This is a genomic window from Corynebacterium sp. CTNIH16, assembly GCF_032821655.1.
Taxonomy (GTDB): Bacteria; Actinomycetota; Actinomycetes; order Mycobacteriales; family Mycobacteriaceae; genus Corynebacterium; species Corynebacterium marquesiae.
On record NZ_JAVBIG010000001.1, the window covers coordinates 304277 to 316686 of the forward strand.

The window sequence follows — 12410 nt, forward strand, 5'->3', positions numbered from 1 at the left end:
CCACTTTCCCCCACCTAACCCACTTAAAGCGGCGTGTCCTTCGGATCGCTCTCGATTACTTGCAGCTAGATAATGGTTTTTCCAGTGGGAAGAAATCCCACGAAAGGCCTTGACAGCCCGCTACAATCACCCCACTCACCCCACCCGCAACACCAACATAATGAGCCCCAATCCACACACCAACCCCATATGCTGTGTTATCGAGGACTTTTAACTAAGTCCATGGGGTAGTTACCCCACCAGTTCCCACCTAGCGCCCCTTCCGTGGGGCAAAGTGGGGAATTTTGGCGCGGCACAAAAATCCCCGGTTGACCTTCACTAGGCCAACCGGGGTGAACCAAATCAATAAAGCGTTAACGCTCCTCAAAGCGGCGACGGAAGTTTTCCTCCAACTTGCCACTGACTCCACCGCTGCGAGACGCGGGCTTCTTTGCACGGGCGCCGGAGTAATGGCTCTGTACAGAGTGACCGGAGCCATCTCCGCGCAGCATCCACACACCAGCGGCAAACATCACCAAAAAGCCCGCGATAGAAAGCGCAATAAACCACAGGCTTTGCTGCGCGAGAGCAACTCCACCAATAAGCATGCACAGCCCAACGACGACGAGCGCTATACCTCGGAGGGTTACCGCACCGCCAGATCCGCCGAACGACGTAGGCTCAGAAACGGAAGCGCCAAACTTAGGATCGTCAGCAAGTAACGATTCCTCAATTTCACGGAGCGTGCGCTGCTCCTGCTCGGAAAGAGACACTGTTCCTCCAACTAGGGATTGAGCTTCGGGCGGTAATAGTTCTATCTATACTAACGCCCAGAATAATCAGTATGTTCCCCAAAAGGTAGTGAGCGCCCCCACGGAGTGACTACGCAGCAAAAGAGCCGAAAGTAGTCTCTACCTCACTTTCATCCAAAAATTGTGCGGCATGCTGCATGAGGCCATAAACATATTCCTCGCTCGGCGCTTCATCCAGCCCCGAAGACACGCGCGCACGAGTCCGCGAATATCCCTTAAAGGATTCAGCCCACCGCTTGTCTTCCACACCAACGAGCGCTAACCGATCCCATGCACTGGAGGGAAGGCGGCGGCGCCGAGCCACTACAGATGCAGCTACTCGTGCGCCAGCAGTACGTAGAGCCGATTGGTACGCCACCTCTAAGGCTTGATCGAATCGCCCCTCAGCCGCGTAACCGCGCGCAGCGTCTAATAATTCTCGTGCTTGGAAGAGAAATCGTGCCCGCTTGCCACTTTCTCGCCCAAGAGAACGAGTACGCGTTGCCGAAATAATCTGTGCCATTGTTTCGTCCTTAGCTAAATAAATAACGTCGTTGAACTGTCCCCGACCCTAAGCAAGCCGCCAGACATTTCACTGTTAATAATAGTTCACGTGTTCGATTCGATCAATGCTAATTGCAGGCCACAAATTAACTGCAGTCCTCTTGTTCGATTCGCTCTTGCGGCTTTCAAAGAACAGAGTGGGACTCGCTTCCCTTCCGCTACAGACATCTGGTGTCATAGGAAGTGTGAGCTTTGAAATTCGCCGCCTAACCCCGCCGGAATTCTCCCTATTAACCCCGCAGTTGGTTGAAATCTACATCGAGGCAATGCACTACAATCCCGCGATCTTGCATAGCCGCATTTCAAGCTGGCGAAATGACGTAACCCGCCCCGGATTCAGCGCGCAGATTGTCACCCATGACAATGGCCTCGTCGGCGTAGCCTATGGGTTCTTAGGCTCCCCGGACAGCTGGTGGGACGCTGAGCTTCGCCGGGGGCTCCGACTACAAGGCGGGCCCACCGAAGAGCAGTGGGACATTGTGCGCAACTACTTTGAGTTGGCAGAGATCCACGTCTTGCCGCAGTACCAGGGGCACGGACTAGGCAGAAAACTATTAGAGGGATTGCTATGGAATGCCCCGGCGCGCTACGCACTGTTGTCCACACCCGAGGTGCCGAACGAGGATAACGGCGCCTTCCGCCTCTATAGAGCCGCCGGCTTCTTCGATGTCCTCCGCGATCATCTCTACCCCGCCGATGCCCGCCCCTTTGCCATATTGGGCGCGAGCCTGCCGCTGTAAACCTCTGTTATTTCTTGCGCAGCCTAGCCGGTATCGTGTGAGGTGTGACTATGCAGAATATTCCTGAGCTTGCGGAAATCCCCGGTGCGGTGCGCGAGGAACTCGCCACCTTCCTTGATCAACGCCGAGCGCAGGTGGCGGAAATTGGTGCCCCGGTAACCAAGGCCGTGAGCTTTTTGGAATCCTTCGTGCTTGACGGCGGCAAGCGAGTGCGCCCTACCTATGCTTGGGCGGGCTACCTTGCTGCAGGTCGAGGAGAAGAAGATCCCGCGGCTATGCTCCGCGCGGCCGCCTCTTTGGAATTTATCCAGGCCTGCGCTCTTATCCACGATGACATTATCGATGCTTCAAATACCCGTCGCGGCAATCCTACGGTGCACCGGGGCGTCGAAAAGCTGCACCGCGAATCGGAATACTTGGGGGATCCAGAATTCTTCGGTACCTCCGTAGCAATCTTGGTGGGCGATTTAGCGCTTGTGTATGCAGAAGACATGTTCCAAGATTCCGGCCTGAGTGCGGCCGCTTTGCACCGTGCCCGCAGCCCGTGGCGCGGCATGCGCACTGAGGTTATCGGTGGACAGCTCTTGGACATCTCTTTGGAGGCAGCAGGGTCCGAATCAGTAGAGCTTGCCAATTCCGTCAACCGCTATAAGACGGCCGCTTATACCATTGAACGCCCGCTGCACTTGGGCGCCGCCATCGCCGGTGCCAGCGCGGAACTCATCGCGGCCTTCCGCGGCTATGGGCACGATATAGGCATTGCCTACCAGTTGCGCGACGATCAGCTGGGTGTTTTTGGCGATCCCGCGGTGACCGGCAAACCTGCCGGTGATGATCTGCGCGAAGGCAAGCGAACCGAACTTTTAGCGCTAGCGCTCCAGCGCGCGGATGAGTCCGATCCACACGCTGCTGCTACCTTGCGCAAGCTCGTTGGCCACACCTCAGATCCCCAGGAGCTATCGCGCCTGGCCCAGATCATCGCTGATTCCGGCGCACCAGAAGAGATTGAGCGCCGCATCGATTCCCTAACGCAATCGGGCCTGCAGCACCTGCACGCCGCGAAGGTGGATCCCACAGTCACCGAAACCCTAGAGCAGTTGGCTATCAAGGCTACTGCTCGCCGCAAGTAGGTTGTGCCGTGGCAAAGACGTACTCTTTTCCCATTCCGCGCGCACTGCCGCTAGGGCTATCTGCCTGCTGCATTTTGCTGCTCGCGTCCTTCTCTGGCGGCGCCACCCGCAACCGTGGAGGACTCCTCGAAGCCTTAAATATCGGCTTCTTGTCCTATGGGCATGGGCGCAATCTCGGCCTCGCGCTGTACTGGGTGGGTATTTTCCTCTTAGCCGCGGCGTGGGTGCTAGCTGGGCGCACCATCATTCGCCCGCAGCTCAAAAATCCTCTGCCCGAGGGCGGCTTGCGTGACATCCAGCGCATCCTCATCGCCTGGGTAGCTCCCCTTTTATTAGCCGGGCCATTGGCCTCACGCGATGTGTATTCCTACCTCATGCAAGGTGCTATGGTTCGCGATGGGTTCGATCCGTATACCGAAGGTGCCGCCGTTAACCCCGGACCCTTCCTCCTTGAGGTATCACAAGATTGGCGCAATACCACCACACCTTATGGTCCCCTTCACCTGTGGATAGGAGAACTGGTCACCAGCTTGGTAGGCGATAACGTCACTGCAGGCGTGGTGATCTATAAGATTCTTTCTCTGCTCGGATTTATTACCATCGCTTGGTCAATCCCCCGCATCGCCCGCAAACTCAATGCGGATCCAGCGGTAGCACTGTGGCTTGGTGTAGCTAATCCAGTTATTATCTTGCACCTTATCGGCGGCATGCATAATGAATCACTCATGGTGGGGCTCGTATCGATCGGACTGCTAGCGGCATTGCATAAGCGCTTCCACGCCGCCCTCATCCTCGTGGGCACGGCCGTGGCCATGAAGGCAACTGCGGTTATTGCGGCACCGTTTATCGTATGGATGATGCTCCACCACTATGCCCCCAAGGGCTCCAGTAAGTGGCGACAACTTGCTGTCTTTGTGCTATCTGGCATCGCCGCAGTGGCAGAAATCATCGCCGCAGTAGCCCTCATCACGTGGGTTTCTGGCACATCGTGGGGCTGGCTATCGCAGATAAGCGGCAATTCCAAGGTGATTAACCCGCTGGCAGGCCCCACCTTGGCCACCGATGTTATCTTCCCGGCGGTACAAATATTTATGCCGGATGCGTCTTATAACGCCATCTTGGCCGTCCTGCGCAGCATCGCAATGGTCTGCATGCTCATTGGGCTGGTGACGGTATGGTGGCTCTGCCGCAGGAACAACCGCGACGCCATTATGGGCACCGCGGCCGCATACCAAGTTGCCTTCGTTTTCAATGCCGTGACCCTACCGTGGTACTACGCCTCAATCTTCACCCTGATGGGCACCTTCCGGCCGCCGCTCTGGCTCATCAAATTCACCACCGGCGTGGCCCTGTTTATTGGCGTCTCCTTCTCCGGCGATGGCAATCACCAGCTCTACAACTGGTTCTGGGTCATCGGCATGATTGTGGTGGTGTGGTTTGCCACCCAGTGGATCTTTGAAGGCGTGCCTAAAAAGCGGCAGCCTGCGCGCGCCGAATAACCTCGCGGGCAAGGTGACCGTGCAGGGCATCGATCGGGCGGCCCGGCAGCGAGTCATCCTCGGTAAAGAGATGCCTGAAAATTTCGTCGTCCTTATAGCCGCCGTCTGTCAACACGGTAATTGCGGCAGTTACATGCTTGGCAATGACGCCCTTGTCGTTGAAGAAGGCCAGCGGTACGCGCTTTCCTTCTGGGGAATCCCAGGCAATGAACTTTCGGTCCTGCAGCAGGTCATAAGCGCGTGTAATGGGCAGGTCTAGCTTTTCTGCCACCTGCTGCATGCTGAGCAGTTCTTCATTAGCGAGCAAGGAATCGAGGGATTTTTCTTGGTTAGTCACGTTCTCTATTTTAACGCGGGCTAGATGATCGGCCATACTGGGAAGCATGACTAGGTTGGAAATTGGTGACGTTCTGGAGAATCGTTACCGGATCGATCGCCCCATTGCCCGCGGTGGCATGTCTACCGTCTATCGCTGCGTGGACATGCGGCTGGGACGAGCGGTCGCGGCCAAGGTCATGGACGAGCGCTATTCCGATGACCCGGTCTTTATCAAGCGTTTTTCTCGCGAGGCTCGCGCCATGGCCCGCCTGCAGCATCCCAATCTCGTGGCTATTCACGATTTTTCCGCTGACGGCGAGCCCATCTATCTCATCATGGAGCTCATCGATGGCGGTACGCTACGCGAGCTACTGGCCGAGGGTGGCCCCTTTCCTGTGCAGGCAGCCGCCTCTACCCTGCGCAATGTTCTGCGCGGCTTGGAAGAGGTGCATTCCACCGGGCTCATCCACCGCGACATCAAGCCCGATAATGTGCTTATTACCTCGCACCACCGAGTAAAGGTGGGCGATTTTGGGCTGGTGCGCGCCACCAATGCCGAAGCCACGACAGACATGATTGTAGGCACCGTGTCCTACCTTGCGCCCGAGCAAGTCACAGGTGAGGAAATTACCCCGGCCTCGGATGTATATTCAGCCGGCATTGTCCTCTTCGAACTTCTTACCGGCACCGTTCCATTCTCGGGGGATACTCCCCTGGCCCATGCCACGGCCCGCTTGGATTCTGACGTCCCCGCGCCGTCCTCGCGGATTTCTGGGGTGCCCAAGCTTGTCGACGCCCTCGTGGCCACCGCCACTGCCCGCGATCCCCGCGAGCGCTTCGCCGACGCCGGAGAATTCCTCGAGGCGCTCGATGATGTCTGCCGGGAGCTCAATCTCCCGGACGTGACCATTCCTGTGCCGAGGAACGCTGCTGCAGCGCGCACGGCACAAGCCCCCACGGATTTTTCTGGCACCGGAGCCACGGAAATTTTCGAGCCCACCCGCAGCATTCCGCAGGGCGAAACGGAGCATCTCGACGGCGGTCCGACAGAAGTCATCCCACCGCAACGCCTAAGCTTTGAGACCAAACTGGATTTGCCGCAGGCAGAGCCCGCTCCAGAACCGGAGCCGCAATCATTGTCACGCCCCCAGGCACAGCCGTATTCTGCGACCGAGCCACCACTCGAACCATTCGCGCCGGCAGCTGCCTCTGCGCCTGCACCAGTACCTGCTCCTGCCCCCGAGCAGTCAGTCCACAGCGCGCATGAAGAACCCGCCGAGCGCCCGCTGACCAACCGCAATCCGCTGTCACTAGTGCTGTACTTAATAGTGGTCGCGATTGCGGTGGGCGCAGTGGCTATCGGCGGGTGGTGGTTCGGCTCCTCGCTTTACGGCATGACGCCGAACCTGTGGATTTAGTTACGTAGCATCTCCGCGATAAGGAAGGACAGCTCGAGCGACTGCTGCGTATTAAGGCGAGGATCCACAGCCGACTCGTAGCGGCCCGGCAGATCCACGTCGGTAATGTCCTCGGCGCCGCCCAAGCACTCGGTGACGTCTTCACCGGTGAACTCAAGGTGTACGCCACCCGGGTGGGTACCCAGTTCACGGTGAACTTCGAAGAAGCCTTGGACCTCATCCACGATCTTGTCAAAGTGGCGAGTCTTGTAGCCATTAGAAACGGTGAAGGTATTGCCATGCATCGGGTCGGACTGCCATACCACCTTGTGGCCGGAGTCTTCCACCGCCTTCACAATGGCAGGCAGGACTGTGCGCACCTTATCGTGACCCATGCGCGAAATCATGGTCAGGCGCCCCGGCTCGCGATTCGGGTCCAGCCTTTCCGCGTACTCCACGGCCTGCTCCGGGGTGACGCCCGGTCCTAGCTTGATGCCCACTGGGTTACCAATCATCGCTGCAAAGTTCACGTGGAAATCTTCGATGCCACGAGTGCGCTCACCAATCCATACCTGGTGCGCAGAGAGATCGTAGAGCTTGGTATCGCCGTTGTTGTCCTGGCCCAAGCGCAGCATGGAGCGCTCGTAGTCCTTCAGCAAGGCCTCATGCGAGCAGTAGATATCGGCCGAGCGCAGGGTGTCATCGTGCACGCCACAGGCATTCATGAAGTTCAAGCCGTTTTCAATCTCTCGCGCCAAGTCCTGGTAGCGGGCACCCGCGCGGGACTTGCGCACGAACTCGCGGTTCCACTCATGCAGACGGTAAAGATCCGCAGTGCCGGACGAGGTCAAAGAACGCACGAGGTTCATAGCCGCCGAAGAGTTCGCGTAAGCGCGGATCATTCGGGCCGGGTCGTGGCGACGAGCCTCTTCGGTCGGCTCCACGGCGTTGACAATGTCACCGCGGTAGTTCAGCAAACCATTGGAATCCGTATCAGAGGAACGCGGCTTGGCGTACTGACCGGCGATGCGGCCGAGTTTTACCACAGGAACGGATGCGCCGTAGGTCAACACCACGGCCATTTGCAGCAGCGTTTTCACATTGCCACGGATATGCGGCTCAGTATTGGACTCAAAGGTTTCCGCGCAATCGCCACCCTGCAGCAAAAAGGCGTTGCCCAAGGCAACGTCTGCCAGCTTCTTCTTGAGTGCTTCGATCTCTGGCGCGACCACAATGGGCGGCACGGACTCGAGAATCTTGCGCACGTTATCGGCCTGGGAAGTATCCCAGCTGGGCTGCTGCTTTGCGTCACGCTTGATGACGTCCTGGAAGACCTCGTCAATGCCGGCAGGCAATGGCGGGAGGTCTGGCAGAACGCCTTGCGGAATATCTACTGTCCAACTCACACTGCTATTTAACCATCAATAGCCTATCGCGCGTTAGTTAAATCCTAGATATTAATTCTATTACCCTTAGACAGCGGAAGCACTTGGGCGCAGGCACGGAACTTGGCGAGGTTATGACGGGCGTCGACAAGCGCATCGTGATTGCCCTTAGGCACGGCCGGCAAGCTCGGACGTCCCGCAAACTCCCAATACTGCTTCAGCTCGCGGGTATAACGTGGCATGCGCCTAGGCAATCCGGCCATATCGCCCCACAGCTGCGCCAAAACCACATGATCATAAGCGCCCACCCACGCCCACAGCTCTACCGGAGTTGAGCTCTGGGTCAGGAACTCGAAGACCTCCGTGCGAATCGTCTCTAGAGGTTTCCACACTGGGTCCCGCGGGCTGGGCAATTTGGCCAATACATTGTCTTTGACCCAAGAATTGGCCTTGGACGGATCAAAATCCGTAGACACAGCGTAGTATTCGCTGCCATTCTCACCGACGATGCCGATGGAGACCAATTCAATGGTTTGTCCATCTTCGATAAATTCGGTGTCATAGAAGTAGCGCACGTCTCCCAAGCCTAGCGCCGCCTAATCTGCAGCGATAAATTGGCCCCTTAAAGAGACGGTTGTACACTTCTGGCGTGAAGAAATCTTTGTGGTTTACTGCTTTGCCCTTGTGCCTATCTGCCCTCGTGGCCCTTTGGTGGCTCATCGATATCCCGGCGCTTTTCTCCGGCGATTTCTCCACCTACTACCACATTGACCTCGATGTTTACCGTGAGGGTGGGGCCGGGTTTGGCAACGACCTCTACACCAAGGACTACCTCGTTGGCAGCAATCGCGATGTCTCTCTTCCCTTCACCTATCCGCCCTTTGCGGCGTTGCTCTTTGCCCCACTGAGCTGGATTCCCCTCACCGCCGCGAGCATCCTCGTATCTGTCGCCTCCTTTCTTGCTCTCTGGGTCTGCGTTGCCCTGGTACTGCGCTCCCTTGGCTGCCCGGGCTGGGCAGGCTGGGCGCTTCTAGCGGCGATGCTTACTGAACCGATTACGGAGACCTTTAGCTTCGGGCAGGTCAACATCCTGCTCACTGCACTCGTAGTGGTCGATATTCTCTGGCTGCGTCCCGGACGCGGCAGAGGTGTGCTTACCGGTATCGCTATGGCGATCAAACTCACCCCTGCGGTATTCCTTGCCGTATTTTTCGTCCGCCGCGAATGGCGCGCATTTTTCGCCGCTCTCGGTTCCTTTCTGGCAGCTGGGCTCATCGCCTTCGCCTGCAATCCACATAGCTCCATCCAGTACTGGAGCGAAACGCTGCGCGATTCCAACCGCATCGGTGGACTTGCCTATAGCTCCAACCAATCTCTGCGCGGTTTCTTTAGCCGCCTAGCTCCTGAACACGCTGAAAAGCTGTGGCTTGTAGCCGTTGTCCTCGTCGTTGCCATCGTGTGGTTTGCCATGGAGCGCCTCTCCCACGAGAACCAGGCGGTACTCATGCTGCTGGCCGCTTCAGTATCGCTCCTGTGCTCGCCCGTGTCATGGTCGCATCACTTCACCTGGCTGGTATTGGCGGGCGTGCTGCTAGTGGCGCAGCACCACTGGGCACTCGCTGCGCTGACATGGCTGGCGCTTTTGGCCCGCGGCCATTGGCTCGTCCCTCATGCCAATGACCAAGAGCTGAACTGGGCATGGTGGCAGCACATCGTGGGCAACGACTACGCCATCATTACCGCTCTGCTGGTTCTTTGCTCGCTACCATTGGCTCTACGACGGGCCGGCGCTTATCAATCCGCGGCGGAACCAGCGCCCAGCCAAGGATAGGAACCTTCCCTAGGGCCCAGAGCGCTACCGATGCCGCAGCGGAGTAGAAGAAGCACATTCCGATCCAGAACCAGGTATTTTCCATCGGCCACTGGCCAGCAAGGCTCACCACATAATCGCGGTGGGCCATGAAGAAGCCGTACCCCAGCGTCATGCCGATTGGGTGAGCCAAGTAAATGGGCAGGGTATGCCGGCCCACGAACTTTACAAAAGTGGACAGAGCCGGAATATGGCTAATAAGGACAGCACCAACGATGCCCGCTGGGGTTTCAAGCGTCTGCTCTGCAAAACGGATAAGCAGGTTGAGATCGCCTCGGCCAAGCATGTCCCCGCCTGGCAGTGGCCACTGCACTGCTACCTCGCCTTCGACGGCATCCCAGGTTTGTCGCAAGGATAGGCCCGCGATGTAGCTGATGATCGCCGCACCATAAGCCCACATAGAGCCCTTGCGGAAGGTGCCTTTGAAGGGTGCTTCGGCGGCGTCGGCAAACCGCGTAATCGGCCCGCGCAGATAGGCCGCACCGACGAAGATGGGCAAAAACATGATTGCCTTGCCAATAAAGTAGTAATGATCCTGCCAAGCTATAAACAGCAACGGCGCAAAGCTCAGACTTATGCCCGCCCACGCCGGCAACCTGCGCACGGCCCACAAAAATATATTGAAAAAAATAAGCGCGTGAATGAACCACGCCATGGTATGGCCCAACAGCAGGTTATAAAGCAGATCAGAAAGCTGCAGATAAGGATCGCCAAATACCCAGTGGTACTCGATGCGCTTAGTCCACAGTTCAACGGTCATCCACACCGTGTATGGGACGAGGAAAAACCAGAGGCGGCGCGTAAAAAGCTCGCTGAAAGAATAGCGAAAAATCTTGGTAGAGAAATAGCCGGATACGAGGAAAAACAAGGGTAGGCGGAGCGGGTCCAGCCACACGTTTAGGTCAGCCAACCACGTTAGCTCACCTTCCGGAACCACCAGCGTGACGTGCAAGAGCACGACGCCGATAATGGATACGCCTTTAGCGGTATCTGGCCAAGCTAAACGGGCCTTGGGAATAGTGATTACCTCCCCTTGTATTCAGCGCCGGCGGGGTAACCATGGCCGGCTTTGAGCGAAGCCTTCACATCGGAGGCGTACACATCAACATAAGGCTTATCGCTCAGCTCGGCCAAATTGCGCATCACAAAATCCGTGAAGGCGCGGATAGTTTCGTGCTCGGCCGGATTCATGCCGCGCTCCTTGGCCCAGTCATGCGGCCAGATAGGATCACCTACCCGCACGCCGACCTTAAACGGGCGCGGGATCCACGAGCCAATGGGGTTGGCCTTACGCGAATTGATCATCGCGATGGGAAATACTGGCTGGTTAGTCTCCATGGCGATGCGCCCCATGCCGGTACGGCCCTTGTACACACGGCCATCTGGGGAACGAGTTCCTTCCGGATAGATACCGAAGAGATCGCCGCGGGACAAAATACCTTCTGCGGTTTCCACAATGGCGTCGCCAGCGTCCTCGCTATCGCGCTCGATGGGGACCTGGCCTACCGCGGTAAAGAACCACTTTTGCAGGCTGCCAACAAGACCCGGAGTGGTGAAGTATTCCGACTTAGCCGGAAACGTGATCTGGCGCGGACACACCAAAGGAAAGAAGAAGGAATCCATAACCGCCTGGTGATTCGACACCAAAATCGCAGGCCCTTCAGCGGGGATTTTCTCGATCCCCTCGCTCCACGGGCGATTCCATACTCGCAGGGCGGGTCCGAAGAAGATGTGCTTAAAAGCCCAGTACCACTTGTTTTTCATCGCCAGGTCGTCCTTTGTTAGTTTTAACGGCCGCTGCGGGCCAAATCGGCTACGCCAATCATACCCGCTGCCGACCCTAATTCTGCGGTGGCAACACGTGCGAGGGGGCGATGCCCTGCCCCGACAATATCCTGCCCCATAGCTCGGGCGGCCCCCTCGAGGTAGAGGTCCGCATCTTGGGATACGCCACCCCCGAGAACGATGAGCTCCGGATCCAACACATCAGCAACAATGGAAAGGCCCTGGCCCAGCCACCGGCTGAAATCTTCCATCACCGCGACGGCAAGTGGATCTCCGCGCCGCGCCGCCTGGGTAATTTCCTTGCCTGTGGGATCAGCCGGCAGCGAAGTCTCATAGCTTCCTCGCAGATCAGCGCAGGTATCCGGCAACGCGGTACCAGAGGCATAGCGTTCCAAGCAGCCGCGCTTGCCGCAGGAGCACTGCCGGCCATTAGGGACTACCACGATATGCCCAAATTCTGGAGCGGTACCAAACGCACCGCGGTAGATGGTGTCATGCGTCATCAGCGTGGCGCCGATACCTGTTCCTACCGCAAAGAAAACCCAATCCTCCGCCCCCCGGCCAGCACCAAAGCGCCACTCACCCCATGCGGCGGAATTGGCATCGTGCTCCAAACGCACGTGCATACCGAGCTTCTGCGAGAGCGATTCCCGGACATTGGCGTGCCGCCAGGGAAGGTGCGGGGCGAAGCGCACTACCTCACACGTAGGATCCAAAAATCCAGCCAAGGCGAGGCCAACGGCGTCCACCTCATAGTCAGCGCGCAGCTCATCGACGATGCCCACAATATCCGCTTCCAGCTGCTCGGCGTCCATGGAAGTAGGAACCGTGCGGCTCGCGAGAATCTCACCCTCCCGAGTGATCACTCCGCCGCGCACGTTGGTGCCACCGACGTCGAAGCCGATAGTCAGATCGGCGGAGTTGTTCTTAAGCATGCATAACAGAATATACC

13 protein-coding genes are annotated in these 12410 nt (G+C 57.7%); 5 read left to right on the forward strand and 8 right to left on the reverse strand.

Annotation, left to right across the window (positions count from 1 at the left end):
• Nucleotides 1–353: 353 nt before the first annotated feature.
• Together RAE04_RS01470 and RAE04_RS01475 are read right to left on the reverse strand one after the other, a co-directional pair.
• Nucleotides 354–752, reverse strand: a complete 399-nt coding sequence (locus RAE04_RS01470; RefSeq protein ID WP_317026180.1) for a DUF3040 domain-containing protein — start codon at nt 750–752, stop codon at nt 354–356.
• 109 nt (nt 753–861) lie between these two features.
• Complete coding sequence (locus RAE04_RS01475; RefSeq protein ID WP_317026181.1) at nt 862–1293, reverse strand: SAV_6107 family HEPN domain-containing protein; 432 nt, start codon at nt 1291–1293, stop codon at nt 862–864.
• 226 nt (nt 1294–1519) lie between these two features.
• On the opposite strand from RAE04_RS01475, the gene RAE04_RS01480 reads away from it, so the two are divergent.
• The 3 genes from RAE04_RS01480 to RAE04_RS01490 are packed head-to-tail and all read left to right on the forward strand — an operon-like array spanning nt 1520 to nt 4703.
• Entirely contained in the window at nt 1520–2074 is a 555-nt protein-coding gene (locus RAE04_RS01480; protein WP_317026182.1) for a GNAT family N-acetyltransferase, read from the forward strand.
• Nucleotides 2075–2124: 50 nt separating this feature from the next.
• Nucleotides 2125–3204: a polyprenyl synthetase family protein gene (locus tag RAE04_RS01485; RefSeq protein WP_317026266.1), complete on the forward strand. Its 1080-nt coding sequence runs from the start codon at nt 2125–2127 to the stop codon at nt 3202–3204.
• 8 nt (nt 3205–3212) lie between these two features.
• On the forward strand, nt 3213–4703 hold the full coding sequence (locus RAE04_RS01490) for an alpha-(1->6)-mannopyranosyltransferase A (protein WP_317026183.1): 1491 nt from the start codon (nt 3213–3215) through the stop codon (nt 4701–4703).
• Here RAE04_RS01490 and RAE04_RS01495 read toward each other — a convergent pair.
• Nucleotides 4672–5076, reverse strand: a complete 405-nt coding sequence (locus tag RAE04_RS01495; RefSeq protein ID WP_317026184.1) for an Rv2175c family DNA-binding protein — start codon at nt 5074–5076, stop codon at nt 4672–4674. The genes RAE04_RS01490 and RAE04_RS01495 overlap by 32 nt on opposite strands.
• 10 nt (nt 5077–5086) lie before the next feature.
• Between RAE04_RS01495 and RAE04_RS01500 the strand changes: the two genes are divergently transcribed.
• A complete protein-coding gene (locus tag RAE04_RS01500; RefSeq protein ID WP_317026185.1) occupies nt 5087–6439 on the forward strand; it encodes a protein kinase domain-containing protein in 1353 nt (450 codons plus the stop codon).
• Here the strand turns inward: RAE04_RS01500 and RAE04_RS01505 are convergent.
• Nucleotides 6436–7824 (reverse strand): class II 3-deoxy-7-phosphoheptulonate synthase, encoded by a 1389-nt coding sequence (locus tag RAE04_RS01505; protein ID WP_317026186.1) that lies wholly within the window; start codon nt 7822–7824, stop codon nt 6436–6438. The two genes, RAE04_RS01500 and RAE04_RS01505, sit on opposite strands and share 4 nt — an antisense overlap.
• Before the next feature lie 44 nt (nt 7825–7868).
• Entirely contained in the window at nt 7869–8378 is a 510-nt protein-coding gene (locus RAE04_RS01510) for a polyadenylate-specific 3'-exoribonuclease AS (RefSeq protein ID WP_269953159.1), read from the reverse strand.
• Nucleotides 8379–8452: 74 nt separating this feature from the next.
• On the opposite strand from RAE04_RS01510, the gene RAE04_RS01515 reads away from it, so the two are divergent.
• On the forward strand, nt 8453–9634 hold the full coding sequence (locus RAE04_RS01515) for a glycosyltransferase 87 family protein (RefSeq protein ID WP_317026187.1): 1182 nt from the start codon (nt 8453–8455) through the stop codon (nt 9632–9634).
• Here the strand turns inward: RAE04_RS01515 and RAE04_RS01520 are convergent.
• The 3 genes from RAE04_RS01520 to RAE04_RS01530 form a co-directional block, all read right to left on the reverse strand.
• Nucleotides 9540–10631, reverse strand: coding sequence for a hypothetical protein (locus tag RAE04_RS01520; RefSeq protein WP_317026188.1), 1092 nt, complete (start codon nt 10629–10631; stop codon nt 9540–9542). The two genes, RAE04_RS01515 and RAE04_RS01520, sit on opposite strands and share 95 nt — an antisense overlap.
• 65 nt (nt 10632–10696) lie before the next feature.
• Entirely contained in the window at nt 10697–11437 is a 741-nt protein-coding gene (locus RAE04_RS01525) for a lysophospholipid acyltransferase family protein (RefSeq protein ID WP_286687839.1), read from the reverse strand.
• A gap of 23 nt (nt 11438–11460) precedes the next feature.
• The gene (locus RAE04_RS01530) at nt 11461–12393 is read right to left on the reverse strand and encodes an ROK family protein (protein WP_317026189.1); all 933 of its coding nucleotides are present in this window, start codon (nt 12391–12393) and stop codon (nt 11461–11463) included.
• Nucleotides 12394–12410 lie beyond the last annotated feature (17 nt).

Bases quoted from the DNA above. Each gene is read 5' to 3' on its own strand.
- RAE04_RS01475 (WP_317026181.1), bottom strand. From the start codon at position 1,293: ATGGCACAGATTATTTCGGCAACGCGTACTCGTTCTCTTGGGCGAGAA.
- RAE04_RS01485 (WP_317026266.1), top strand. From the start codon at position 2,125: ATGCAGAATATTCCTGAGCTTGCGGAAATCCCCGGTGCGGTGCGCGAG.
- RAE04_RS01495 (WP_317026184.1), bottom strand. From the start codon at position 5,076: ATGGCCGATCATCTAGCCCGCGTTAAAATAGAGAACGTGACTAACCAA.
- RAE04_RS01500 (WP_317026185.1), top strand. From the start codon at position 5,087: ATGACTAGGTTGGAAATTGGTGACGTTCTGGAGAATCGTTACCGGATC.
- RAE04_RS01525 (WP_286687839.1), bottom strand. From the start codon at position 11,437: ATGAAAAACAAGTGGTACTGGGCTTTTAAGCACATCTTCTTCGGACCC.
- RAE04_RS01530 (WP_317026189.1), bottom strand. From the start codon at position 12,393: ATGCTTAAGAACAACTCCGCCGATCTGACTATCGGCTTCGACGTCGGT.